This window comes from Arthrobacter globiformis, assembly GCF_030818015.1.
Classification (GTDB): Bacteria; Actinomycetota; Actinomycetes; order Actinomycetales; family Micrococcaceae; genus Arthrobacter; species Arthrobacter globiformis_C.
The window spans coordinates 2,513,493-2,537,048 of the sequence record NZ_JAUSZX010000001.1; the positions used below are offsets into that span (position 1 = coordinate 2,513,493).

The following is a 23,556-nucleotide window of genomic DNA, read 5'->3' on the forward strand; positions in this document are numbered from 1 at the left end:
CCGCAGCTGAGCCTAGTTTCACGGCCCCCGCCCCGCCAGACCCACTGCTGGCCACAAGCAGTCAGTTGCCTCGGAGTCTGACGAGCGGGCGCGACGCATCGTTCCAACGAAGGACTCCACGAACGCGAACGATACGATCGAGAATCGGGGGACCGCCGCGTCTGATGCCTCAGACGGTGAGGGTATGTCCTTCGCGGATCCACGTGAATAGTTCGGCATCAATCTCCTTGGGGTCGAGCAGGATGATCTCGTTGCGCCACCGGTTGGCGGATAGGCGCGATCGGCGCGGTTCACCCGTGGAGATTTGAGCTGCCTGGCGAGAACGATGTTGATCAGGATCCCGCCGCGACGGGGATGGATGCCGAGAAACGCACGTCTGCCTCGGGTGGAAAGAGGGCGTGTTCTCCTGAAGCTCACATTCGCCGAGCGTGAGATGCGGTCCATGAATGCATCGTAAACAGGGCCGGGCCCCTGAACCGGTTTGTCAGTGTTCAGGGGCCCGGCACCATGTGTTGCAGGCGTGCAGCCGTCCGTTACCTCCCGGTGGTGAAGGTCCAGGTTGTGCTGGCCAGTGGGTTGCCGCCGGCGTCCCGGATTGCTGCAGCCCCGCCGGTCAGCGCGGCGGTGTAGCGGGTACTTGCCGCCAGGGTCGCTGAGGGGTTGAGCGTGGCTACCCGGGTGGTGGCGTTGTAAGTCACGACCGCGGTGATGGAGGTGGTGCCGTTCTTCAGGGTGAACGTGGTGCCGCTGACACCGGTGACGTTTTCACTGAAGGTGGCGGTGATGTTTGCCGTGCGGGAAACGCCGGTCGCGCCGGAGGCGGCGGTGCGGCTGGTGATGGTGGGGGCTGGACCGGTGGTGAAGGTCCAGCTTGAGGTCGCAGCCGGGTTGCCGGCCGTGTCGCGGATCGCGGCGGTACCGCCGGTCAGGGTAGCGGTGTATTTGGTATCGGCTGTGAGGTTGGCTGACGGGTTAAGGGTCGCGACCCGGGTGGTGGCGTTGTAGGAGACTGCTGCCGTTATTGCTGTTCCTGCCGCGTTCTTCAGGGTGAATGTGGTGCCGCTGACACCGGTCACGTTTTCGTTGAAGGTGGCGGTGATGTTGGCGGTGGTGGAGGCGGCGAAGGCTCCTGTCCCGGGGGTGCGGGTGGTGATGGTGGGTGCGGGTCCGGTGATGAAGGTCCAACTGGTTGTTGCCAGCGGGTTGTTGGCTCCGTCCCTGATGGCCGAGGGGCTGCCGGTCAGGGTGGCGGTGTATTTCGTGTCCGGGACCAGGGCAGCGGTTGGGTCAAGAATCCACTGGTTGGTGGTTCCGTTGCGGGTGATCGTGGCTGCTACGGCTGTTCCGGCGGTGTTCTTCAAGGTGAAGGTGGTGCCGCTGACACCCTGGACTGTTTCGTTGAACGTGGCGGTGATGTTGGCGGTGGTGCTGACGGTGGTCTCCGCCGGGGCCGGTGCCCGTGTTGTCAGGGTGGGTGCGGCCGTGTCGGGCGGTGGGGCGGTGGTGAAGGTCCAGGTTGATGTTGTCAGCGCGTTGTTGGCGGCGTCCCGGATTCCGGAGGCTCCGCCGGTAAGTGCGGCTGTGTAGGTGTTGTTGGCTGCGAGGCTGGCAGTCGGGTCAAGAGTGGCCACGCGGGTTGCGGAGTCGTAGGTGACCGTGGCGGGTATGGCGGTTCCTGCTGCGTCCTTGAGGGTGAAGGTGGCGGCGCTGACGCCTTGGACGGCTTCGCTGAAGGTGGCGGTGACGTTGGCTGTGGTGTCGACGTTGGTGGCCGCCGTTGATGGTGTCCATGCGGTTAGGGTGGGCGCGGTGGTGTCGGGCGGGGGCGCGGTGGTGAAGGTCCAGCTGGTGGTCGTGAGCTGGTTGTTCGTGGCGTCCCTGATGGCGGCCGGGCCGCCGGTGAGCGTGGCCGTGTATGTGGTGCCTGCGGCAAGGTTCGCTGTCGGGTCCAGGATCCACTGATTTGTGGCTCCGTTGCGGGTGACGTCGGCTATTACCGGGGTGCCGGAAGCGTCCTGGAGGGTCATCGTGGTGTTGCTGACGCCTTGGACGTCTTCGCTGAAGGTGGCTGTGACGGTGGCCGTGGTGCTCACATTTAGGGCGGTGTCGGCAGGCGTGTGCCCCGCGACGGTGGGCGCCAGGGTGTCTGCCGGGCCGATGCGCCATGAATATGTCGCGGGCGCGCCGACATTGCCGGCTGCATCGGTGGAGCGGACGTTGAAGGTGTAGTTGCCGTCGACCTGGGCATCGTAGGTTTGCGGGGAGCTGCAGGTAGGATCCCAGGACGTGTTGGTCGGCATCAGCTGGCATTCGGACGTTGCTCCGGCTTCCCGGGTGAAGTTCAACGTTGGTGTGTTGTCCAGTGTGGGGTTTGATGGAAACGGTGCCGAGACGGTCGTCGAAGGCGCGGTCGTATCCACGGTGATTGTCAGTGCCAGTGAGACCAGGTACTGGGGTGCGGCGGGGTCGACGGGAATTCCGTTCGGATCCAGCGTGTAGGCGGGATTGGGTGTGCGTGTCTGGATCTTGTGGGACCCCGGTGCCATGGGGGACGCGGGCGAGAGGGAGTATGCAGTGCCGTCCGAGACGGCTGACGCTACCGCGGCCCCGTCCACGAGCAGCTCTACGGTGGTACCGGCCGGGCCGGTGCCCGGAACGGTGCCGGTGAACGTTGGCGTGGTGGCGTTGGTGATGTTGTCGGTGCCGGACCGGCCGCTGTCACCGGCTGCGGTCAGATCGGGAACGGACGGAGCGGCATCGGCGCCATCGTAGATCAGGCCCTGCACAGTGAACGTACTGACGGTCAGGACGTCAACACCGGGGCCTCCGGCGTCGGGTCCTTCCACGGTGACGAAGTTGTTCCCGGATGGGGCTCCAGTTACCGGGCGGGCCGTGTTGATGTCACCCAGGGTGCCAGGGGCGGCTCCGACCTGTTTGAGGAAGCTCGCTGTGGTACCTACTTTGTAGTCACCGAGGAAGGCTTCGCCGACCCCCGCCCAGTCACAAGGCGTCGTGGCGCTGGGAGCGCAGACTCCGGCGTCAATGGTTTGCTTGATCCGGCCGAGGGTGGGGACTTTTTTGTCGGGAGCGGCAACGAAGGTGTTAACGCCGTAAGGGTGTGTGATTTTGTACGATGCCCCGGCTTTGAGGTTATCCACGATGAAGCGGAGCCGGCCAAAGCCCATCTGCTCCCCGGGGACGACGGCTCCGTTGAGGTGGGCTCCTTCCAGGGCCGCTTCGTAGAGGAGGTTCCCGCTCGTGGCGCTGGCCTGGAACCAGAAGGCCTCCTCCGGGAAATTGTCCGGATAGGATGCCGGCTTTGCCGCGTCCGGGGGCTCGGAGAGGCACCCGGCACCAGCCATGTAGCACAGCTGCAGTTTGACGTTGCCGTCCGAATACCAGGTGGGAAAGCCGTTCTGTGGGTCTACGGCACCCATTCCGGCCACTGCCGCCTGCACCGGGGCAATGCCCAGCGGTGCCAGCGCAGCCGCCAGCATGGTTGTGGACACTGCGGTCGCCAACCACCGGCGCAGCCCTGAGGCCCCGGGCCGGGGCACCGGGTCCCGCCCGCCAGAGCTCTTGGCGCGGGTGGCGCGTTTGGCATCGAAATTCTTGATCATGCTCTCATCCCCTGTTGAGTATTTTCTCCAGAGACCGGGGCCTCAGAAGCGCGAGCTGTGGTGTCGCGCTGAGGTCAAGGACTAACAGGGAGATCTTGCAAACATCCTTGATGGAGCTTGGGCACCACGCATCGCGACTGAATCCGCCTCGCCGGCGGGAAGTCCGCCCGGGCCGCCCATTTGGGGGGACCCTCTATCGCATAGTGAAGAAAGCCCTCGTCGCCTCAACAGCCGTCGCCCCACTATTGCTGGCCGTTCCGCTCATGTAACCAGAGCCCGTGGCCCGGGCCTGCTGACTGTCAGCGATTCAAGACAGGGCCCCGCATCCGAGGGGTCTGAGGCCGGTCCGCAGGATTCGCGGCGGGTGCCGCCTACACCATGGGCGGACCCGACCTCGGAGCCAGGATCATCAAACTCACGAAATAGCCCGGCACACGACCCAATCGACCAGAGGGCCCCGCAAAAAAACCGACCGGTCCGGCCAAAGCCCGTACGCCTAGACAAGGGCATCGGCCGACCGCTCCGGAGAAACTGGCGTGACTCTTTCCCGGATCAAGACGCTCGAGGGCCGACCGGGGGACATGGAAGGTCTTCACCTGCGGCACAATGAACCAGGGAGCCAAAGGATGGAGAAGCGAAGGTGCACTCCGTCGCCGACGGAACAAACGCTGTCGCCGGCATCCGCAGCAGCCATCCTGACCTGATCGTGTTGGACCTGGGCATGCCGACAAGGCTCCCGTGTTCGGTGAGGGATCGGCCTGCCGGCAGCGACTCCTTCCCCCATCAACATGGTGTCTCAAAACCTCTGTGCCTCGAAACCTTAGTGTTGAGAGGCGTCTTTCCGGACACAAGAAAGTCCAACCACTCGCCGTCCTGGTCTGGGTCCCGCTCAACCCGCTAATCAGCGCCGGACGAGACGGGCGGCGGCTGCCATCCCTCCTGCTCCCGGATGGCTCGCTGGATCCGCAGACTGATCTCGCGCAGCTGACCCCGTTGGGCGTTTGTGAGAGGCTCGAGGACTAATTCGGTGACCGTCTGAGCTTGTACGGGAGTGGCCTCTTCGAGCATCTCCAGCCCGGCCTGGGTCAGGGTGGCCAGGGTTGACCGCCCGTCCAAAGGGTCTCGAGTGCGCTGTACCCAGCCCCGGCCTTCAATCCGCGACACGGCTCGAGAGAGCCGTGAGAGCGAGCTGTTCGCATAGCTGGCCAGGACGGTCATCCTGAGGGCGTGGTCCGGCGCGTCAGCCAATGCGAACAGGATGCCGTACTCGAAGTGTGTGAGATCGAAACACCGAACCAGAGGGGCGTCGAGGGCGGGCGGTAACCATTCCAGTACCGTCGCAAGGGCCGCCCACGTCGTTAGGTCATCTCCTGTGAGACTATTCGGGGCGCTGGAATCACTCATTCATACAGGTTACAAGGTTGCTTGACTGAGCAAGCAAAATGAGGCTAATTTTGCTTGACTGAGCAAGTAAAAGCTAAGAGGTGAAACGACCATGGATATGCAGCTGGCAAACAAACGCGCTTTCATAAGCGGCTCAACGCAGGGGATCGGGTATTCGATCGCGAAAGCTCTTCTCCGGGAGGGCGTGGCAGTCGTTATCAACGGCCGTGACGACAGCCGGGTCCAGCAAGCGGTGAAGAACCTCGAAGCCGAAGTTCCCGGCGGGAGCGTGACCGGTATTGCGGCGGACTTTGCGGTCGCCGCCCAAGTGCAGCGCCTGCTCGCTGCACTCGGCGGCGTCGACATCCTCGTCAACAACGTCGGTCTCTTCGAGCTAAAACCCTTCGCCGAAATACCCGACGAGAACTGGTCGCGTTATTTTGACGTCAATGTGATGAGCGGGGTCAGACTGTCGCGAGAGCTGATGCCGGGGATGATCGACGCAGGATGGGGCCGGATCATCTTTGTTGGGAGCGAATCAGGTGTAAACATACCCGCTGACATGACGCACTACGGCGTGACCAAAGCAGGGATGCTCGCTTTGAGTAACGGTCTCGCCAAGCTCACCCGAGGTACCGGCGTGACGGTCAACACGATCCTGGGCGGCCCGACCTATTCAGACGGCGTCGCCAATACCGTCCGCGACATCGCCGGGGCGCAGCGACTCTCCACGGAAGATTTGAAGGCGGTGATCATGGGCGAGAACCAAACGTCTCTGCTCGAGCGCTTCATCGAGCCGGACGAAATCGCGACTCTCGCCGTTTATCTCTCGAGCCCGCTTTCCTCTGCAACGAACGGGGCTGCCGTGCGGGCCGACGGCGGAGTACTGACCACAATGCTTTGACCGGCGCACGGTCGGCGCGCCAAATAACGGCGCGAAAACGCCGCCATTTACCGCTGCTATTCACTTCGAAAACCGCTATCTAGGTGCTCGTGGTGTCTTGTTCAGGGATCCTTTCCTTACGGAGCATCTGCTTTTCTGTACAACGAACACCGACTCACGGAAGACTGACGCCATGCGCAACCTGACCTTCGGCATGAACGTGAGCGTGGACGGCTACATCGCCGCGCCAGGCGACGACCTCGGCTGGAGTGTACCGAGCGACGAGCTGTTCCAATGGTGGTCCGAACGGGTAGGGGCGACGGGCCTGGCGCTGTACGGGCGCAAACTGTGGGAGACGATGAGCGCCCACTGGCCGACCGCCGACCAGCAGCCTGGCGCCTCACCGGCGCAGATCGAGTTCGCCCGCCGCTGGCGGGACATGCCGAAAATGGTGTTCTCCTCGACGACCAGCACGGTCGACTGGAACACCCGCCTGTTCACCGGCGACGCGGTCACCGAGATCACCCGGCTCAAGGCCGACGACGGCGGCTCCATGGACATCGGCGGTGCCACACTCGCCGCGGCGGCCATGCGGGCCGGGCTGATCGACGAGTACGCGATCGTCACCCATCCGGTCCTGGTGGGCGGCGGCACGCCGTTCTTCACAGCCCTGGACAACTGGGTGAACCTGAGCCTGGTGGAGACCCGGACGTTTCCCGACGGTGTGGTCCTGACCAGGTACGAGACCAGGCGCTGAGTGCCCGACGTCGGATCAGCGCGGGCTTCGGGCCACCCAAGGATTCGTGGCGCTGTGTTCCGAGGCGATCGTGACGTTCCTGCCGGATCCTGTTCTTCACCGCAGAGGATCCGGCAGGATAGGGATCCTCTTGCAGGCAGCCGAATCCTTCTCCTAATCCAACTTGACATGTCTCACAACCCATGGCCCTGACCCAGGTCAAGGTTTCGAGGTCCCCGCCGTCCCGGAGAATCCGCTGGAAGAGCTTGAAGTAGTCGTACTTGACCGAATCCGTGCGGGGTTCGCCGTCGGGGCCGGTGAGGTGGCGATATCCGTCCACGACCGCGTTCGTGTCCGCTCGGGTCAGTTGCTCGGGCCGGGGTCCGTGTGGCCGGCGTGCCAGGGCGTCCGAGGGGACCTGGACGGTGCGAATGACGTCGCGGACCTGATCGGCTGCGAGGTCGAATTGGCGGGAGTAATCCTGGGCTGCCTGACGCAGCCAGTCCACCGTGATGGGGCGGAAATCGAGAGTTCCTTTGGAGCACATTGTGTGGGTTGTCCGGTCCTCGCGGAGGCCGATGACCGCGGCGTCCCAGACGTCCTCGGAGCGCATGTCCAGGCCCGAGTGACGGTAGCGCCAGCGGGCGGTGAGCAGGCCGGCGTGCCGGAGAAAAGCCGACGACGCCGGCGTCGGGGCGTGGCCGGGCCTGTTCGGTGTCCAGCAGTCTGTGGATGGAGCGGGCGCGGGTGTCCATGGCAACGCGGACGATCCTGCGCATCGTGGCAGGCAGGATCCAGTATGAATTCCGGTCCCGTTCCTGGAGGACGAGCAGCAACTCAGTGCGAAGGATCGGTGGCAGATCGATGAAGGAGAACTCGTGACGGTGGTAGCGGATGTCCAGGGGACGTTCGACGGAGATGAAGGCTTCGTGGTCGACACCGAGTTTAGCGAGTTTCCGGAACATGGCGTGGTGCCACAGACACAGACCGGACGCGCGCTGGTTCGATTCCTCCCCGCATCCCCGGGATGCGCACGCCTTGCCGGGCGGAAACATCTCATTCTCCGCCGCGGCGAAGTCCTCGATGGTGGGCCGTTGCTGTCCGTTGTCCGAGCTGTGGTGCCAGCGTGCGTAATGCCGGTTGCAGAGTCCCTTGATCATGCCCATGGCCCGGCAGCCCTGCCCGGCTGAGCCGACTATGCAGCGCGGGTGGGTTCGGGTCCAAGTCCCGGCGCCGGGTCGGCACAGGTTCAGCACCTGGTTCGCCGCCGGTGCAGGAACGGCAGAGACGACCTGTGACGGTAGCGACCCGGGGGCACCCCGGCGTCGGGCAGGCATAGATTCCGGTTAACGGATGGTCCGGGTCTGTAGCGAACAGCCATAACCGGGCGTCCCATTCCCCGGAACGCCAGGGGTGTTCCAGCATGGATTCCAGAAAGGCGAGGTATGAACCCGCCTCGGGCACCGGTGATTCACGGCGCAGGAAGTCGGCGGCGGCGGTCACTGCTGCGCCTCCCGGTTCGGCTGCGTTCCTTCCACCGCGCTTCGAAGCTCCTCCGGCGCGGGGTGAGATAAATGGACGCCGAGGCCAGGGGCCTGTGGCCCAGCAGTGCCATGATGACATCCGGGTCGACCTTGGCCCGCGCCCAGCCGGTGGCTGCGGTATTCCGGAACTGATGTGCCCTGACCGGCAGACCCGTGGCCTTCCCGATAGCCGTGAGCATGTTGTGAAGCCCCGAGTATCCCAGCGGCGCCGGGCTCTGACCGGTCGTAGACAGAAACACTGCGTCGGGCTGGTGGCGCCAAGGGAACTGTATCTCTGCGCCATGTAGGCCGAATGCACCTCGCAAACATCAGCTGGCACCGGGACATTTCGTTCATATGGTGACTTGGCCCAGGCACCGTTCGGGTTGCTGCGCCTTTCGATGTGGACGTGGGGTCCTGGGATTGTGCAGCCCAGATGGCCGGAGTCGGGCAGCATGTGCATGTCCTCCAGCCTCAGACCGAGCGCTTCACCGGCACGCAGACCGCAACGCAGCATTAGCAGCACCAGGAGCCTGTCCCTCGGGCGATCGACAGCATCCAAAATACGGTCGGCTTGTAACAGGGTGAGAACCACCGGTCGCCGCTTAATCTCGCGGGCCTTTGCCAGCCTTGCCGGAGCCATCTTCCACTGCCCCGCTAGTTTCAGAGAATCCGCTCCGGGGCGGCCTCCTTCGACGGTCGCCCAGAGGTCAGTCGCGAACCCGTGTGCCACGGCGTAGCGCAAGAACACCATCACGGCCGTCAAGTGGGCATTGACCGTCTTTCCTGAAAGCCGACCGCCGTTGGCATAGGGGCCTTCAAGACACGCCTTGTAAGCCGCTAGCTGATGGAAACGGAGCCCGGTCCAGGCCGTGCCCGTCTCCGCGCACCAGGACAGGAACCGCGCCAGCCTCAACTGGTAAGCCTTCTGAGTATTCACGGCACGCCCGAATGCGACAACCACAGCGCGTAACCACGGAATTCTTCCCTCAGAACGAAACGGCCATCCACCACTACCCACACGTTCGTGCCTTTGTCGACCGCACCCTGAACCGCTTGAAAAGTCACCACAAACGCAAGCTTTCCTGTCCGAATCAAGGCAAACAACAGCTAGGGCTGGACCAAGGGATTAACGATTACCAAACTGTGCTCACACGGAACGTACTCGTTGTGTTGCCGGCCAGCTAAGGCCGCGTCGCCTTACGAGCTGAGACCTTGTCGGGACTCGCCGCGAAGCTCCTCAAGCTGACTCTTAAGCACCAGAATGCGCCGGATTTTCCGACGCCCGAGAAGTACACCTGTTATCGCAAGGACTGCGTAAAAAACCGCGCTGATCCAGTAAAACCAAATACCTTCCGGGTCGAGGCAGGAATCAAAGACGTTCAGAGCGATAAGGACAGCCATCAAAATCAGCCCCAGCCAGCGGCCGGAAACCAAGTCTCGCCGCCTCTTTTCAAGTGCGGGACCCCAGTCAGCAAAAAGACTGACAAGAGGTGGCGCACCTGTGCGAAGCGCCCCTTCCATTGCAGCGGACTGCTCATCGCTGAGCCTGCCATCGTCCTTGCGGACAACTCTCTCGAGGAGCGGGGAAAAGATAATGGACGCTGTGATGGCAATGGCAACGACCGGCCCGAGCGGCCACAGGCGATCCCGGAAGGATGTTTCCGGACCGAAGGCGACACCCACGGCCACCGCGATCTGGGTTCCCATTGCAATCTGGAGCATAGCGACCGCCCAGAAGGACGGTCGGGTCAAAACAGCGGCCGCCAAGTCGCCTTCATCAGTTACAGGCCCCCGTAGGTCATCGACCATGCCACTGCTCGTTGAAAGGACTCTACGCCGAACCAGCCACCGCCAAAAGGACGTCCACCGAAACTTGGGCACTCATATGACACAGGGAGCGTCACCTGCAGGGAACCATCATCCCGAGCAGGTACATAACGGACGACCACGGCCATCCTCACACGCATGCGAAAAAGAGTGAGTATAAAAGAGGACCGTGCTTCAACACACGAGTCTCTCAACGACATTGAGGCAAGATACACGCGGAGTCTGGCGCATCGGAGCCAGCGACATCGAAGACTACATCGCCGAGGCCTATCGCCGCACTGCCGAGCGGATCGCCGCCGGCGAGCTCAAGGATGATGAGAGGGAACGTGGCGCCGTGCAGGAGTGACCCTCTTCAGCCGGCCCTGGTCACACGGACACCTCCGACCGCCCCTGTCCATGGCGTATCGCCCGGGCCGGGCAGCAAAAGATGTGCGAAAACGTAACCCTGCTCAAGCGCAATGACCTGTGAAGTGGCCCTGGTGCAATCCAGCGCGAGCTGCATCGGCCGGAAGGGGGCACCTGGATGCTCCTGCCCGACGGCGACCTTCGCACCGGAAGCACCGACACAGGCAGCGGTGACCGTGTACCGGCCGACCCCCGGCACCTTCTCGGTACTGCCAAAGCCCCTCCGTGGACCGTCCAGTGGCCCCACATCGTAAAGGATGACTGGCTCCGGCGCTGCCCGGAGGAGCCGGTCCAGCTCAGTGTAGTTCCGAGCCTCGCGTTCCAGTACCTGCTGATCCCTGTAGGGCTTTGTGGTCGCCGGTACAGGCGCCGGGCCGGCTGTTGCGGTGTACACAGGGGCAGGGACAGCTGCTGGCGAGTGCACGGGCTCAGGGTACTCGTAGACGCAACCCGCCGCTCCGCCTAGAAGGATCAGCAAACAGAGGACAAAGCCGAGCCCGCAACGGCCCTTCGTACCCACACTTCCATGGTGGGTACGCCCTCTGCTTAAGGCAACCACCGCCGATTCAGGTGGTCAGACTTCCTGGTTTGAGAGCTCACGAACCTTGCCTGAAGGATGAATTGTTCTAACCGCTGGGTGGAGATCGACCGAATATGGCCTCGTGTGCCTGATTGCCGCGGATATGGTGACAGGCATGGAACCAGTTTTGAAGTTTGCACGGCGTTGGGGCGCCCCTGTGGTGGCTGGCACTTTCTTTGCCCTGTGGTGTGTTGCCGAGGCGGGCCGGATGGGGCCCAATGGCGGTCATTGGGGTCCTGGAGGATTGCATACCTGGGCAGGGACATGGCCCCTGGTGCTGATGACCTTGGCCATCGCAGTGTCAGTCTGGCGGCCGCTGATCTCCCTGGCGCTCACTGGTCTGCTGCTCATTGGCCAGCTGACCTTCCTGATTCCTCCTATGTACGCCAACTACTGGGCGATCTATATCGGCTCGTTCATCGCGCTGGTCTTCATGGCGTGGACAACCCAGGGTCGGCTACGGCTCGTGGTAGCTGGCGTGAATCTGATTTTCGCCGCGGTCATGACTTTCCTGATGCTCTCGTGGCGGTATGGGGCGGGTGTGGGGTGGTTCAGCCAGTACGGCGGTGACTTGGGGATCCTTCTCAGGAACGGCTGGCAGCCGTTTGCCTTGCTGGTGTTGATCGCCGCGTCGTGTTTCAGCCTGGGTCTTCTGCTGGCCCTGTATCAGGAAAGAGGCAGCTTGTTCCGTGCACGGGAACTTGCACAAAGCACCCTGGAGGCGACCGAGGTCGATTTGATAGTGGAACAGGAGCGGACACGCATCGCCCGCGATCTTCACGACGTTCTCGCCCATTCCCTCGCTGTCATAGCTGCCCAGGCAGACGGAACCCGGTATCTGAGCAAGGATCAGCCGAAACCGGTCCTGAGTGCTCTGGAAAACATCGCCGGGTCGGCGAGGACTGCCCTGGTGGACGCCCAGCGTGTCATCGAAGGAGTGCGCGACGACGGGATGGCCGTTCCGCAGCCGCGGCTCAGCGATATCCAGCCGCTGGTCGAGGGGCTGCAGCGGGGCAGCCTGAAGATAGAGACCAGCGAATCCGGGGACCGTATTGAGCTCACGGGCGGACAGCAGGTGGCAGTCTTCCGCATCGTGCAGGAATGTCTGACGAACGCTCTCAAGCATGGCGGGAGGGGCGCTCCCGTCCACCTCCACCTCGATTGGAGCGGGCCCGGTCTGACAGTTCATGTCGCATCAAAAGCTGCCCCTGGTAAACGCGGACAATCAACGGACGCTGCCCCGCAACGCCTTGGCCGGGGTCTTCCCGGAATGCGCGAGCGTGCGCATCTCGCCGGCGGGTGGCTGACGGCAGGACCTGATGGTGAACAATTCTGCGTCACAGCTTTCATCCCTTATCTCACTGACGTCGAAGGCTCCGCTCAAACGGCAAAGCACGCTCATGGGCACGCTCTTTCAGCAGAGAGTCTTCAAATGGCGGCCGCAGGAGAAGCTGGTCGCAATGACTGATGCCGGGACGCGCATCAGCGTTGCCCTGGTCGATGACCAGCCGTTATTCCTGGCCGGTATCCGCATGCTCATAGAAAGCCAGATCGATATGAAGTTCTGCGGAGACGCAGCTAACGGGGAACAGGCTGTGGCACTGGCGTCCGAACGCCGTCCCGATGTGATGCTCATGGACCTGCGGATGCCGGTCATGGACGGAGTCGCCGTCACCCGCCGCATCATCAGCGAGGCGGACGCGTGCAACTCGGACAGGCCCAGGATCATCGCGCTGACTACCTTCAACCGCGATCACGCCGTCCTGGATGCCGTTCAGGCCGGCGCGAGCGGATACCTGCTCAAAAGCGCGGAACCCGAATTCCTGCTTGCAGCAATCAGAACTGTTCATTCCGGCTACTCAGTCATAGCCCCGGGATCCGTGCACTCACTGTTCGAACACGCCGCCAATCGCGGTCCAAGCATCGGGCCAGATCTCTCAGTCCTCGACGTCCTCTCCGTCCGTGAGCGGGATGTGTTCCTTCTCGTTGCCAAAGGACTCAGTAACAGGGATGTAGCGGAGGCTCTGTTCATTTCTGATGCCACGGTCAAAACCCACCTGAGAAGCGTCCTGGACAAGCTCTCTTTACGCACCAGACTCCAATTAATCGCCTATGCTCATGAACGCCGGCTTTTGGGCGACTGATGGAGCTTGGACCTACCCTTACCTTGAATCTGACGTTTCTTGCCACAGTGGGAATCGGGTTCGTTTTCTTCCTTTGCCACCTCGTCGTACTCGCGGCAGGCTTGGTGCTTGTAGGCGTTGGCAGACTGGCATTCCTCGCATTTTCCGCCGCTCTGCCCCCATCAGCGGAAGCAAAATCTGTGCCAGACAGAATGCACTTGGAGTAGTTCTTGCCCCAATTCTGGTTGTTAGACGGCGTGGGCTCTGCGGCTGGTCGGAAGGAAGCGGAGGTCTGGGGCGTGTCCCATAGCCAGAGCCAGCGCTCCGCCTGGTGAACAGACGGAATCCTGGACTTCAGAGCACTGCCTGGAACCTAGCCATTGACCTAGGGAAGCTATCTTCCTATTCTTTGGAGATGCCACGACGTAAAGCAGGAACGCTACTTCCACTGGAAGTCCGCATCCTTGAGGTCGCTCAAAAAGCACAGTCCGACGGCACGCCTGTGTACGGGTTTGCCTTAGCGAGTGCGTTGTCGGAGGACGGCGGGAAGTCACTGACCGCGCATGGCACCTTGTACAAAGCGCTGGGGCGTTTAGCCGATGCGGGCCTTCTGAAAACCGAGTGGGAAGATCCTGAAACAGCGGAGGCTGAGGGCAGGCCGCGGCGCCGCCTGTACCGCATCTCATCGAGGGGGAGCGCTGCGCTGACTGCGGCTCAGACCGCACCTGCTGAACGTGCCCGCCCGCTGCCGACGCTCCGGCAGGTTCAGCCATGAGCTGCGTGCGGGGACTTCCGGATTCGAGAACCATGACAGCCGTTCTCTGGTGGGTCACCTTCTACACGCGCTTCGTGCCTGCCCGCGTGGCACAGGAACGATATGACGAATTGCTATCAGACCTCTACGAGCAGGTCGCCAACGGTAAACGACGGGGGCTGTCTCGCGGGTCTATTGACCGGGCCATCGCCGGCCGGACCCTTCGCGGCATGGCCGCTGATCTGAGCTGGAGCAGAAAACAGCACCAACAAAAGGAAACGAAGATGAGCAACCCGCAGACAGCATCAGAACCCACCAACGGTCCTGTAACCATCCGGCTCAGTAGTCTTGCCTGGCTCGTCCTGGCACTTCTGGCAGTGATAGGGCTGGGCACCTCCATCACGGAACTTATTGAATACGGAGGCAACCGTTTCGGTTACGTCCCCTGGCCGGGGGCCGGCAACATCAACGTCACCCTCGTCCAGCGCGTTTGCAGCGCCGTTCTCCTCGTCCCGGCCACCGTCATCTCGGTCAAGAGACTGATCCAGCATCACGCCCGCAACGTCTAAAGGGTTGCAGACCTGCCCTAGCCAGGCTGCATGGACTCTAGACCGGGATCCTTGGTGTCTACTGGGGCAGCAAACGCCAAAGACGCATGAAAGACTCGCACAGTGAATGACGAGTCAGAGGGTGCCTTGCACCATATCGAGCTGTGGGTGCCGGATCTCAAAAGGGCCACCACCGAGTGGGGCTGGGTTCTATCTTCTCTGGGGTACGCGACCTATCAGAGCTGGCCACAGGGAATCAGTTGGCTGAAGAGATCAACGTACATAGTTCTGGAAAAATCTCCGGACCTGACCGGCCCGCATCATCTACGGACATTGCCAGTATTGAATCATCTGGCCTATTCAGTACGCAGCAGGGCACGTGTGGACGCACTGGCCAGAGAAGGCGCTGAGCACGGCTGGAAACCGTTGTTTACGGAAAAGTATCCCCACGCAGGCGGACGGGAGCATTACGCCGCCTACCTGGAAAATTCAGACGGATTCGAAATCGAGCTCGTGGCCGCGGGATAGGACGTGCCGCGAGGCGCGTCTGGGCGGTCTTGGGCGACGGTAGGCTGGACCAATGACGTTGGGGGACGCAGGGCAGCCACTGCACTGGTTGAGCGACACGGTGCGGGGCGAGTGATGAGCGTTTTCCTGCTGATACCCGCGATCACCCTGGTTCTCTGGCTTGGTCACGCGGGCTTGGCCATCGCTGGGAGCCCCGCTACCTGCTACACGCGCTGGTTCCTGTTCGGAGGGCTTCCTGTCGTGGCCGCTGTGATGCTTCTTTCGGCCGGAATATTCGGGTTCGTGTTCGCAATCATTGCCGTCCTGACCTGGCTCGGAATGATGCTCCTGGAAGTCGTCCTAACGATGGGGTCGATGGTTGCGAGGGATGCCCGGGCGAAGAAGGCAGTGTGAAACGCCGCGGGATCGGGGGTGTAGCCCTGCTGATTGTTGCTGCTCTGGCTGCCTGGGCAGACCATGCCATCAATGAGGCGTATTGGGCCGCTGCACGGGACGACCTGCTGCTCTACATCGGCATACCCGCGGACTCCATCGCGTCCTGGTTCCGAATTGCGGGTCTACTGTCGGCTGTCGCTGGGCTGCTGCTCCTGCTCCCGGCGCTGATAGGCCGCATTCCGCGGAAAATTCCACGGCGCATCATCGGGTGGACAGCAGTTGCAGCAGTTGCGGCCGCGGTGCCGTACTTCGGCCTTATGTTCCTCTTCGCGTATTTCGGCGCCTTTGGCATCGGGGACACCGTGAAGATCACAGCCGCGGACGGCCGCTCCGTGCTTATCACCCAGGACGGTTTCGACGGCGACAGCGTCGACATCTACACGGAGCAGGACGAGCACCGCTACAAACGGGTCCGCAGTGCACCGGAAATTTCCGGTTGGCCGCGCGTGACGGACCAGAATTGCCGGCTGGATACGGCCGGCGATCAGCTACGGGTAACTTGCGGGACCAAGACGCTGGTGCTCTAGGGTGAAGTCCCCAGCTCTGCGGGGCTAAGTCGGGAATAGGGGCGCCGCCTCTCGTGCTGAAGACTGAGACCACCCGTGAGAGGCTGGTCAGGCACGAAAGCTTGTAAAAGGGGGAACCATGCTTGGTGTCATTGCGGCCATAGTGACGTTCGTACTGCCCACAGCTGTCATTGCTGTGCTGCTCTACTGGATCATCCGGCTGGGAGTTAAGCACGGGTTGAGGTCCTACGAGGAGGAGAAGTCGCAGCGCTCCGACGCCGTTCCCGCAGCGAGACTGACGGAGTGAGTAGAGCGCTGGACAGTCGGGTGAAGTCTCCGGGGACGGGTTTCGGGGCTGCTTACATCGGAGCGCTGGTGCTCTTGGCTCCCTGGGCCTTGCTCTGGATCGTTGTGGCGGGAATCTCTGCGTTTTCCCCCGGCGCCTCAGGAAAGACCGCCTGGTTTGTTCTGCTCGCGGCGGCGTCGATCGCCTTGTCAGTTGTGGCCTACCTGAGAATTAGAAGGAGCACTACGCGATGCATGCGCTGGATGTGGTTCTTGATGGCCCTCGCGCTGCTCGCTGCGGCGTCTTATCCGGCTGCGCTTTCCTTCGGCAGCATGGCTGCGGAGGAGTGGTGTGAGAGTGAGCCCGGAGGAAGGGGCTAGGCAGGCATCAAACCGCCAGAAGCTGCGCCGATGATCTGCCGCTTATGATCCTGCCTTTGGCGCAGCCGGTCAGGAGAGCTGTCAGAAAAGCCGCGGTGGTCCGACGTGATGACACGCGGGCCGGTTCTCTAATTCTGTCAGTGGTCAGGAGCACCATTTTTCGTATGACGGCTCCAACAGTGGAGGCGGCGATTCACGAACTGATGGATCTCGCCTGGCTACGACCTGCTCACGACCTCCTGGGCGCCGACGACCCGAAGAGCTTCTTCACACCACCTGAATAGAGGTGCCAGCGTCAGTGTGGACCGGACTGGCCAGGCCGATCCCGACCGCCAGACCCTATGACAGATCACGGCACAAGCTGTTGAAGCCGGCCGGCTACGATATCGCGCGGGTGCTGGCGTAGGGCATGCCGCTCCCTATATACAGGGATCTTGTCTTGGGGCGGCAGCACTGATCATTTAGGGAATTCTTCCTGTGTCCGGTACGTTACAGTCGCCGACAAACCTCAACAGAGAAGAGATGCACTTTCGTGGCCACTGATTACGATGAACTGCGCACCGACGTCAAGGAATCCCAGGAAAGCTCCTTGGAGGCCCTGAAGTCCGCCAAAGCCCCGGACGCCAAGTCCGTGGTCCAAGAGCTCGACGAGGCTGACGCCCTGGACGGCCTGACCCCTGGTGGCGAGTTCATTGCCGAAGAGCTCGTCGTTCAGGTCATCCCGCAGGCTGACGATGAGTTCACCTGCTTTTCCTGCTTCCTGGTCCGCCACCGTTCACAGAAGGCGCGCGAGAAGGACGGCCATGCCTACTGCGTCGAGTGCGTTGGCTGAGCGGTTCTGGCCGGCTGTCCCGGAGCATATCTGGGACAGCATCCGCGAAGAAATTCACCCTGCCGACCGCGGCGGACCTGGAGACTCACTTCCAGTCCCTAAGCGACCCGGAGGCAATGCGCCGCGCAGTTCGGGTGTTCATCGGGGAGGACACCTTCTGCCCGGGCTTCCAGCTCATAGACGGGCACTTTCACGAACCGGTGCTGCGGCTTTTTGACCAGGCGATGAGCAGATTCCTCATAACGTGTTCGCCGCCTGGATGGTCAGCCCACTGCCGGCAGGATCCCGTTCCCGGCCCGTGGCATACTGCACAGCACGACGCTGCTCCAGAGCTCCCTGGTCGCCTTTGGTATCAGATACCGGCCGATGGCAAAGCGCCGCTGACCGTTTTTTGGAGTAGTGAAGTCCTTGACGCGCCGCCGCTCACGGCCCCGAGGAGCCTTCCGAGCCATCGCGTAGCATTGCTGCCAGTTGACCAGCAACGGGAGGAAGCAGCGTCATGCAGCAGTACGTCGTCATACAGGTAATCCTCAAAGAGAAACTGTGGGGAACAGGTTCGGGCAACCTGACCTCCCTGGAGAAGGCCATCAACGATCAGGCTGCGAAGGGCTACCGGCTCCACACCATCACCACCGCGAGCAGTGGGAGCAAGGGAATGATTGGCGGCGGTGACCGCATCCAGGCAACGATGGTGTTCGAGCGCCTCGGATAATTGCAGATGCGAAACGACGTGAGCATTGCTTCCTGACGACCCGAGGTGCATGCCGTCCGGGATTATGGGTTCAAAAGCCATGACCTAACTGTATTGGCGCCCGGGCCTAGCCGGCGGCTGCCGCGATGAGGTGTCGGAACGAGCCGTATGCGGACAGTCAGGCCCAGTCGATGGTGGCGCCGAACAGCAGCAGGCATACGGGGGAGGGGACAATGGGGCATTCGCAGCGTCGGGGTTTGCTGTCGGCATGGACGAAGTGGTGCACGTACTCGTCCATCGCAGGACAAATACTTTTGGCTATGGCCACAAGGTTTCAGGCACCGAGATCATCTACAAAGGGCGCAGCTCTGACGACGATTTTTCGCATGACGCCTTGAATCGCTGGCTGGACGAGTGCCGGGACCTGGCTTACAGGCCCGGACTCGGAACCTGGACTACCGCCGAGGTTCACGTCTTTCCCTATAAGCCAGGCCGAGTCGATTTTCTTGACGAAGAGCACCTGCAGCGGGACCCGGACGGGGACTGGTACCCGGCGGCCGCCCAGCTGGCGCTGATACTTGGGCGCAGCAGCTACTTGCATATCCCCGAACATTGGGCAATATCCCGCCGGGATGTGGGAGGTCTTCCGAGCTAAGGGCGTAACGCCCCCCGTTTACAAACCAGACTTAAAGTCCGTGGACTGGAACAACATTCGCCGCCCGCTGACTGACCGTGGAACAGACTTCTCGGTCCAACCCACAGTGATCGATGCGTCTCTCGAGCCGGGGGTCTTCGCGAAGATAGGGAAAAGCTGTTCGGCGGTTAGACCACTCGAAAGACCCCGGGCTGCCGGGCCGCCATGGAAGGACGGGACGGCGACGGTTCAGGCGTCGAAGGCGTCAGCCATTTCACCGAGCGCCAGGTACTCCCCGGCCGCACCATGTGGCCGGGCACGACACTGGAGAAAGCCTCCATCGCGATGTTTTCGATTCACGCCCAAGAGGCCGTCAACACTGCATCCGAACGCGCGACAACACTCAGGCTAATTAAAGGCGTGGTCGTGGCGGAGCAGAGTAAACCGGGCCGGATGCACCCCCTAAGTAAACCGGGCCCGGCATTTTTCTAGACAGTCTGGAGCCGGGGGCTACAAGTCCAACATGTTGATAAAGGTCCTAATGGAAATGGGCCCGGACGATCCGTTGGGCCGGGCCCGTCGAATACCTAGCCAGGATCCGGGGACACGCCCAGGCCGGGTCCGAAGACGCCGGGCTGGAGCACTGCGAGCTGTTCGCCGGTGCATGGCACCTCCCGCTGGAAGGCTCGATCATCTCTGCCATGGAAGGCGATCAGGAGGCCACCGAACTGGCCAAGCAGATGGCCGAGTACCTCATCGCCCGGCACCGCCGTGGGCAACCGACCCGCGGGTGCGATCAACCCGACGGTCGCCTCGGTGGGAAGAACAGCTAGCAGGCGATGACATCGAATCATCAGCATTTGATCGGGCTCCTGGCACACCGCGCACTCGCGTAGCTTAGCCGGGAGAGCAGGCCGGCCTTTCTCGGGTCGGTCCGGCTGCTGCTTCCGAGGCGTGTCCAAGAGCAGGTGGGAGCGGTATTCTCTGTCCGGGGGGGCGCCTGTCCGCGTACTTCTTTGGAGAGCAAATTGAAGACCCGCAGCATGCACCATTCGCTCGCAGCAGCCACCCTGGCAGTCATCGTGCTCACCAGCACGGCCTGCACCGCCCAACCGGGCGGTCCGCAACGGTCCGTCACAACACCAGGGGCCACCCCAACGTCCACAGCTGAACCGACAACGGCAGCAACCACGTCCTCATCCGCGCCCAACGCGGAGACCCGGCACGGGAAACATTTCACCTTCCCTGACGGGCACATCTCATTCAACTACCCGGCCGACTGGACGGTCAGGACCGAACAGGGCCCGTACCTGACCGAGAAGGACAAAGCCGGTTCCGTGATCGCTGTCCTGGCGGACAGCTCCGGATCGGAAGTTGCCCGCATCCACAGCGGCATGTACGGCGATGCCGCTGCCGGTCCAGCCAAGCGGACCGTCCTGGATCACGCCCCCGTGCGCGGGATCACCGATAAGGCCGGGGAGCCAACTGAGTTCGGATTCGGCTACGACATCATCGCTGGCCGCCCGGACTATTTCATGGACGTCAGGCTCGCCCACGAGTTCCTGCCGTCCCAGGACAGTTCCGGAACAAACCAGGTGCTCCTGGCCAACGGGGTCATGTCTGCCTTCGGGGTCTTCCACGACGAGAAGAAGCCCGCCTTCGCAACCCCCGAGGCAGCCAAAGCCTGGACGGCAACTGAGAAGTTCCATCAGCTCAAGGGCCTGCTGCTCAGCCTGGAATACAAATAGGCACCACTGCGCTGAGGGTGCGTAGGGTCACTGTGTGAACTGTGCTGAGGGCTGAAGGGGCGCATTGCGCAGGCGAACGCTGTACCAAGAGTTCTGTGAAGCCCTGTCTTCGAGGTCTACCATGCGTGATCGATGCGGCCCAAAGAAATGCCAGTGCGTGCGGGCCGGGGCGGTGGGTGTTCCCTCCGGGCCCCTTGATCCTGATGTGCGCGGCGGTTCTGACAGCCGTCACCGGCTGCCATGAACAGCAACAGGGGTACCCGCCGACAGGCCCTTGCAGGCAGGGTCCATCGCGATGTTCTCGATCCACGTGCAGGAGGCCATTGCCACCGCATCTGCCGGCGCAGGCGTACTCCGCCTGGTGCCATTCGGACTCGTCGCCGACCAGTTGTGAATGCGGGGCTGGCGTCTTCGCCGGGTCCGTATGCAAGGGGGAATGCGTTGCGGATCCGGCCATCTGAAGCGTCGGTTCGCGGCTACCTATGCTTCAGTGACAAGACCAGGGTCGGGTGCGCACATTGTGAAATGCAGGGCCTACCTGAGAGCGGTGGATCGCTTTTACCCCCTGTCTGAGGGGGACCGTGTGGTGTCTTTAGGGTTTCCTCAAGCTTCATCCGCCATCCGGGGACTGGCGCGGTTTCCTTCCCCGTTGCCTGCCGCTTTGCCAGCCAGGCAGAACCCGGTCCAGCGCCTGGATTTTGGACTCGTCCAGCTCGCCGTGGTGGAACTTTGAGCGTTGGGAGTGCGGCCAGACGCCCAGGTCGTGCTCGACACCTGTGATTGCTGCTTTGTGCCGCGGCCAGTCGTGCCCGGCTGCCCGGTAGGCGGTACGCGCTGCAAGCCGTTGATGCCACCTTGCCTCGTCCCCCTCTGCGCGCGGCCGGGTCTGCCAGCCCGGCAGCACGGCTAGACCTTACCGGTACTCCTCGGCAAGGGTCCCGGCCCGCGCGTCCTCCCGCCTCCGCTGCAGCCAGGCCGCGAGTGTCCGCTCGGTTTCGCTGGGGGACTGCCGGGACGGATAAGCGCCCGCTTTTTTGGACCCAGGAAACCAACTGGTGCATGCGTTCCAGGCCTTGGGGAGTGGCGGGGGCGGGTTTTGTTCCGGCGGTGGCCGCGTGTTCTGCCTCCAACCCCGGTTCGAGCTTGCGGGCAATCTTCAGGTGGTAGCCCACGGTTGAGCGTGCCGCTCTGACCAGACGCGCGATCTGGTCGCGGCTCAGGCCCTTCCGGTACATGAGGACCCACTCCTGGTTCGGAGCCTTGCCCCGCCTCGTTGTCGCCACGGGTCCATCCTTCCATTCGTCCCGCCACCCCCTCAGGGCGCGCGGGCCAGGGGGCTGGGCGGCTGGTCAGGAATCGGAAAGGGCCTTGATGCAGGATGCGAGCAAGTCCCGCAGTTGTCGTTGTTCGGTGGTGTTGAGCCGCTGCCGCATTTGAGTCTCCACCGCGCTGGCAGCGGCGCTGGCGGCCTGCAGCCGCTCTCGCCCCAGCGGGGTCAGCTCGACGGGGAGGGTCCGGCCAGCAGACGGCTGCTCAGACCGGGAGACGAGACGTTCCCGTTCGAGGGACTGCAAGAGGACGTTCATCGACTGCCGGGAGACGAAGGCTCCGCGGGCCAGCTCGGAATTGGAGAGACCCGGTCGCTGAGCGAGGAGCTCGAGGCAGGCGTACTGCGGCACCGTCATTCCCAGTGGTCGCAGCGCAGTATCCAGCGCTGACCGCAGCACGCTGTGCGCCTGCTTGAGGAGATAGCTCAGTGACGTGTCCAGGTCGATCTCCATGCTGTCTTGACTCATGTCAACATTCTGACATAGATTCCTCGATGTCAGTATACTGACATAAACAGGAGGTAATGCCATGACCGCTATTGGGCCCGATTTCATTTCCCTGCAGGTGCGTGATCTGGAACGCTCGGCGGCGTTCTACGAGCAGCAACTGGGGCTGGCGCGAGCGAAGGCCGGCCCGCCCCACGCCGTCGTCTTCGAAACGCAGCCCGTTTCCTTCGCGGTACGCGAACCGCTGCCAGGAACGAGCCTCGACACGGTCCCCCGGCCAGGAGAAGGCATCGCGCTCTGGCTCCGCGCCACGGACGCCCAACAGCTTCACGACGCTCTAGCCGCGGCCGGCACGCCGATCACCTCGGCGCCGTTCGACGGGCCGTTCGGACGCACCTTCACCTTCGCTGACCCGGACGGCTACAGGATCACGATCCATGACACCGTCTGAACAGGACCGCCTGAATGGGCCTCTGGGGGCGAGATGAGCGCGTGGTTGGGAGTTGTATCTGCTGAGCACGTTCGCCGCGCCGTCGCTCTGGGTATCGCACAAATCTGCCATGGAAAGCGGGGGAGCCTGGCGCGCATGCAGGCCGGCGACACGCTCATTTTCTACTCGCCGGTCCACCGGCTCGGAGACAAAACCCCGCTGCGGCACTTCACCGCCCTGGGTGAAATCGCCGACGACGAGATCTGGCAGGCAGATGAAGGCGGCTTCGGACCGTTCCGGCGGCGCGTTCATTACGCTGACGCTGCACCTGTGGACCTGCGGTCGGTTCATGACCAGCTGCACCTCACCGCGGCAGCGAACTGGGGATACCAGCTCCGACGCGGCCTCGTGCCACTGGATAGCCACGACGTCAACATACTCCAATCCGCTATGGGCCCGGTCACGATGAAAACAGGAAGGGCCCGGCGTTTGCCGGGCCCTTCCTGTTTGCTCGGCAATGGGGGCGCATGAGATAGGCGGCGTTGAGGGTGACGGCCTGATCCCGTGCGCAGGCCCTATCTTCCTGCTGGTGTTTACCCTCGGTTCCGCCCCCGCCGGGCAGCGGTTCGACCAGCCCGCAGGTTACTGACACCGCCAGCGAGCTGATCGCCTGAGAAGCCCGTTGTCACCTGACGGCGGGGCTTTCTTATGCACGTAGGATGGTCCGGTGTCCGATGAACCCAAGAAGCACTGATTCCTGATCATTGACCAGGCCGCTGAAGAGCTGAACGTGGAGCAAAGCCTCATCCGGTCACTGATCAAGTAGCGGTGAGCTTCGCGCCATCCAGGTCGGCGGCCGGGCCATCTGGCGCATCGGGGCCAACGACCTCGTGGACTATATCGCCGAGGCCTACCGGCGCACCGTT

At 62.7% G+C, this 23,556-nt stretch carries 24 protein-coding genes and 1 pseudogene; 18 read left to right on the plus strand and 7 right to left on the minus strand.

Annotation, left to right across the window (positions count from 1 at the left end):
- Positions 1-533: 533 nt before the first annotated feature.
- Both QFZ23_RS11670 and QFZ23_RS11675 read right to left on the minus strand, forming a co-directional pair.
- On the minus strand, positions 534-3,620 hold the full coding sequence (locus QFZ23_RS11670) for an Ig-like domain-containing protein (protein ID WP_306922691.1): 3,087 nt from the start codon (positions 3,618-3,620) through the stop codon (positions 534-536).
- Positions 3,621-4,517: 897 nt separating this feature from the next.
- Positions 4,518-5,024 (minus strand): MarR family winged helix-turn-helix transcriptional regulator, encoded by a 507-nt coding sequence (locus tag QFZ23_RS11675; RefSeq protein ID WP_306923088.1) that lies wholly within the window; start codon positions 5,022-5,024, stop codon positions 4,518-4,520.
- A 91-nt stretch (positions 5,025-5,115) separates the two neighbouring features.
- On the opposite strand from QFZ23_RS11675, the gene QFZ23_RS11680 reads away from it, so the two are divergent.
- Both QFZ23_RS11680 and QFZ23_RS11685 read left to right on the plus strand, forming a co-directional pair.
- Positions 5,116-5,907: an SDR family NAD(P)-dependent oxidoreductase gene (locus QFZ23_RS11680; RefSeq protein WP_306923090.1), complete on the plus strand. Its 792-nt coding sequence runs from the start codon at positions 5,116-5,118 to the stop codon at positions 5,905-5,907.
- 172 nt (positions 5,908-6,079) lie between these two features.
- The gene (locus tag QFZ23_RS11685) at positions 6,080-6,643 is read left to right on the plus strand and encodes a dihydrofolate reductase family protein (RefSeq protein WP_306923092.1); all 564 of its coding nucleotides are present in this window, start codon (positions 6,080-6,082) and stop codon (positions 6,641-6,643) included.
- Between the two features lie 1,450 nt (positions 6,644-8,093).
- Here QFZ23_RS11685 and QFZ23_RS23755 read toward each other — a convergent pair.
- A pseudogene (locus QFZ23_RS23755) lies at positions 8,094-9,166 on the minus strand (tyrosine-type recombinase/integrase).
- 179 nt (positions 9,167-9,345) lie between these two features.
- Complete coding sequence (locus tag QFZ23_RS11695; protein ID WP_306923095.1) at positions 9,346-9,870, minus strand: hypothetical protein; 525 nt, start codon at positions 9,868-9,870, stop codon at positions 9,346-9,348.
- Between the two features lie 304 nt (positions 9,871-10,174).
- Here QFZ23_RS11695 and QFZ23_RS11700 point away from each other — a divergent pair, with 304 nt between their 5' ends.
- The 13 genes from QFZ23_RS11700 to QFZ23_RS11755 all read left to right on the plus strand — a co-directional run bounded on the left by QFZ23_RS11700 (position 10,175) and on the right by QFZ23_RS11755 (position 19,169).
- The gene (locus tag QFZ23_RS11700; RefSeq protein ID WP_306923098.1) at positions 10,175-10,321 is read left to right on the plus strand and encodes a hypothetical protein; all 147 of its coding nucleotides are present in this window, start codon (positions 10,175-10,177) and stop codon (positions 10,319-10,321) included.
- 919 nt (positions 10,322-11,240) lie between these two features.
- A complete protein-coding gene (locus tag QFZ23_RS11705) occupies positions 11,241-12,428 on the plus strand; it encodes a sensor histidine kinase (protein ID WP_306923099.1) in 1,188 nt (395 codons plus the stop codon).
- On the plus strand, positions 12,421-13,104 hold the full coding sequence (locus tag QFZ23_RS11710; protein WP_306923101.1) for a response regulator: 684 nt from the start codon (positions 12,421-12,423) through the stop codon (positions 13,102-13,104). Before QFZ23_RS11705 ends, QFZ23_RS11710 begins: the two co-directional genes overlap by 8 nt.
- Before the next feature lie 394 nt (positions 13,105-13,498).
- On the plus strand, positions 13,499-13,858 hold the full coding sequence (locus QFZ23_RS23760) for a PadR family transcriptional regulator (RefSeq protein ID WP_373427876.1): 360 nt from the start codon (positions 13,499-13,501) through the stop codon (positions 13,856-13,858).
- Between the two features lie 263 nt (positions 13,859-14,121).
- Positions 14,122-14,406 (plus strand): hypothetical protein, encoded by a 285-nt coding sequence (locus QFZ23_RS11715; RefSeq protein WP_306923102.1) that lies wholly within the window; start codon positions 14,122-14,124, stop codon positions 14,404-14,406.
- Positions 14,407-14,508: 102 nt separating this feature from the next.
- A complete protein-coding gene (locus QFZ23_RS11720; protein ID WP_306923104.1) occupies positions 14,509-14,913 on the plus strand; it encodes a VOC family protein in 405 nt (134 codons plus the stop codon).
- A 114-nt stretch (positions 14,914-15,027) separates the two neighbouring features.
- A complete protein-coding gene (locus tag QFZ23_RS11725) occupies positions 15,028-15,306 on the plus strand; it encodes a hypothetical protein (protein ID WP_306923105.1) in 279 nt (92 codons plus the stop codon).
- Entirely contained in the window at positions 15,303-15,875 is a 573-nt protein-coding gene (locus QFZ23_RS11730; protein WP_306923107.1) for a hypothetical protein, read from the plus strand. Before QFZ23_RS11725 ends, QFZ23_RS11730 begins: the two co-directional genes overlap by 4 nt.
- Before the next feature lie 118 nt (positions 15,876-15,993).
- Entirely contained in the window at positions 15,994-16,161 is a 168-nt protein-coding gene (locus tag QFZ23_RS11735) for a hypothetical protein (RefSeq protein ID WP_306923108.1), read from the plus strand.
- 891 nt (positions 16,162-17,052) lie between these two features.
- Complete coding sequence (locus QFZ23_RS11740) at positions 17,053-17,352, plus strand: DUF4193 domain-containing protein (protein ID WP_306923109.1); 300 nt, start codon at positions 17,053-17,055, stop codon at positions 17,350-17,352.
- 499 nt (positions 17,353-17,851) lie between these two features.
- The gene (locus tag QFZ23_RS11745) at positions 17,852-18,064 is read left to right on the plus strand and encodes a DUF4177 domain-containing protein (RefSeq protein WP_306923111.1); all 213 of its coding nucleotides are present in this window, start codon (positions 17,852-17,854) and stop codon (positions 18,062-18,064) included.
- 247 nt (positions 18,065-18,311) lie between these two features.
- Positions 18,312-18,698, plus strand: a complete 387-nt coding sequence (locus QFZ23_RS11750; RefSeq protein WP_306923113.1) for a hypothetical protein — start codon at positions 18,312-18,314, stop codon at positions 18,696-18,698.
- 204 nt (positions 18,699-18,902) lie between these two features.
- A complete protein-coding gene (locus QFZ23_RS11755; RefSeq protein WP_306923115.1) occupies positions 18,903-19,169 on the plus strand; it encodes a hypothetical protein in 267 nt (88 codons plus the stop codon).
- Between the two features lie 95 nt (positions 19,170-19,264).
- On the opposite strand, the gene QFZ23_RS11760 is transcribed toward QFZ23_RS11755, so the two are convergent.
- Entirely contained in the window at positions 19,265-19,477 is a 213-nt protein-coding gene (locus tag QFZ23_RS11760) for a hypothetical protein (RefSeq protein WP_306923117.1), read from the minus strand.
- Positions 19,478-19,705: 228 nt separating this feature from the next.
- On the opposite strand from QFZ23_RS11760, the gene QFZ23_RS11765 reads away from it, so the two are divergent.
- Positions 19,706-20,425, plus strand: coding sequence for a hypothetical protein (locus QFZ23_RS11765; RefSeq protein WP_306923119.1), 720 nt, complete (start codon positions 19,706-19,708; stop codon positions 20,423-20,425).
- Between the two features lie 610 nt (positions 20,426-21,035).
- On the opposite strand, the gene QFZ23_RS11770 is transcribed toward QFZ23_RS11765, so the two are convergent.
- On the minus strand, positions 21,036-21,329 hold the full coding sequence (locus tag QFZ23_RS11770) for a helicase associated domain-containing protein (RefSeq protein WP_306923120.1): 294 nt from the start codon (positions 21,327-21,329) through the stop codon (positions 21,036-21,038).
- A 445-nt stretch (positions 21,330-21,774) separates the two neighbouring features.
- The gene (locus tag QFZ23_RS11775) at positions 21,775-22,221 is read right to left on the minus strand and encodes a MarR family winged helix-turn-helix transcriptional regulator (protein WP_306923121.1); all 447 of its coding nucleotides are present in this window, start codon (positions 22,219-22,221) and stop codon (positions 21,775-21,777) included.
- Positions 22,222-22,282: 61 nt separating this feature from the next.
- Here QFZ23_RS11775 and QFZ23_RS11780 point away from each other — a divergent pair, with 61 nt between their 5' ends.
- Positions 22,283-22,651, plus strand: a complete 369-nt coding sequence (locus tag QFZ23_RS11780) for a VOC family protein (protein ID WP_306923122.1) — start codon at positions 22,283-22,285, stop codon at positions 22,649-22,651.
- A gap of 33 nt (positions 22,652-22,684) precedes the next feature.
- Complete coding sequence (locus tag QFZ23_RS11785) at positions 22,685-23,161, plus strand: EVE domain-containing protein (RefSeq protein WP_306923123.1); 477 nt, start codon at positions 22,685-22,687, stop codon at positions 23,159-23,161.
- Positions 23,162-23,556 lie beyond the last annotated feature (395 nt).

What these genes read in the sequence shown, in the direction of transcription:
- QFZ23_RS11725 (WP_306923105.1), top strand. Translation starts at nt 15,028, where the DNA reads ATGAGCGTTTTCCTGCTGATACCCGCGATCACCCTGGTTCTCTGGCTT.
- QFZ23_RS11750 (WP_306923113.1), top strand. Translation starts at nt 18,312, where the DNA reads ATGGACGAAGTGGTGCACGTACTCGTCCATCGCAGGACAAATACTTTT.
- QFZ23_RS11695 (WP_306923095.1), bottom strand. Translation starts at nt 9,870, where the DNA reads ATGCTCCAGATTGCAATGGGAACCCAGATCGCGGTGGCCGTGGGTGTC.
- QFZ23_RS23760 (WP_373427876.1), top strand. Translation starts at nt 13,499, where the DNA reads ATGCCACGACGTAAAGCAGGAACGCTACTTCCACTGGAAGTCCGCATC.
- QFZ23_RS11680 (WP_306923090.1), top strand. Translation starts at nt 5,116, where the DNA reads ATGGATATGCAGCTGGCAAACAAACGCGCTTTCATAAGCGGCTCAACG.
- QFZ23_RS11670 (WP_306922691.1), bottom strand. Translation starts at nt 3,620, where the DNA reads ATGATCAAGAATTTCGATGCCAAACGCGCCACCCGCGCCAAGAGCTCT.
- QFZ23_RS11735 (WP_306923108.1), top strand. Translation starts at nt 15,994, where the DNA reads ATGCTTGGTGTCATTGCGGCCATAGTGACGTTCGTACTGCCCACAGCT.
- QFZ23_RS11715 (WP_306923102.1), top strand. Translation starts at nt 14,122, where the DNA reads ATGAGCAACCCGCAGACAGCATCAGAACCCACCAACGGTCCTGTAACC.
- QFZ23_RS11780 (WP_306923122.1), top strand. Translation starts at nt 22,283, where the DNA reads ATGACCGCTATTGGGCCCGATTTCATTTCCCTGCAGGTGCGTGATCTG.
- QFZ23_RS11705 (WP_306923099.1), top strand. Translation starts at nt 11,241, where the DNA reads ATGACCTTGGCCATCGCAGTGTCAGTCTGGCGGCCGCTGATCTCCCTG.
- QFZ23_RS11745 (WP_306923111.1), top strand. Translation starts at nt 17,852, where the DNA reads ATGCAGCAGTACGTCGTCATACAGGTAATCCTCAAAGAGAAACTGTGG.
- QFZ23_RS11775 (WP_306923121.1), bottom strand. Translation starts at nt 22,221, where the DNA reads ATGAGTCAAGACAGCATGGAGATCGACCTGGACACGTCACTGAGCTAT.
- QFZ23_RS11785 (WP_306923123.1), top strand. Translation starts at nt 22,685, where the DNA reads ATGAGCGCGTGGTTGGGAGTTGTATCTGCTGAGCACGTTCGCCGCGCC.
- QFZ23_RS11710 (WP_306923101.1), top strand. Translation starts at nt 12,421, where the DNA reads ATGACTGATGCCGGGACGCGCATCAGCGTTGCCCTGGTCGATGACCAG.
- QFZ23_RS11675 (WP_306923088.1), bottom strand. Translation starts at nt 5,024, where the DNA reads ATGAGTGATTCCAGCGCCCCGAATAGTCTCACAGGAGATGACCTAACG.
- QFZ23_RS11685 (WP_306923092.1), top strand. Translation starts at nt 6,080, where the DNA reads ATGCGCAACCTGACCTTCGGCATGAACGTGAGCGTGGACGGCTACATC.
- QFZ23_RS11755 (WP_306923115.1), top strand. Translation starts at nt 18,903, where the DNA reads ATGGAAGGACGGGACGGCGACGGTTCAGGCGTCGAAGGCGTCAGCCAT.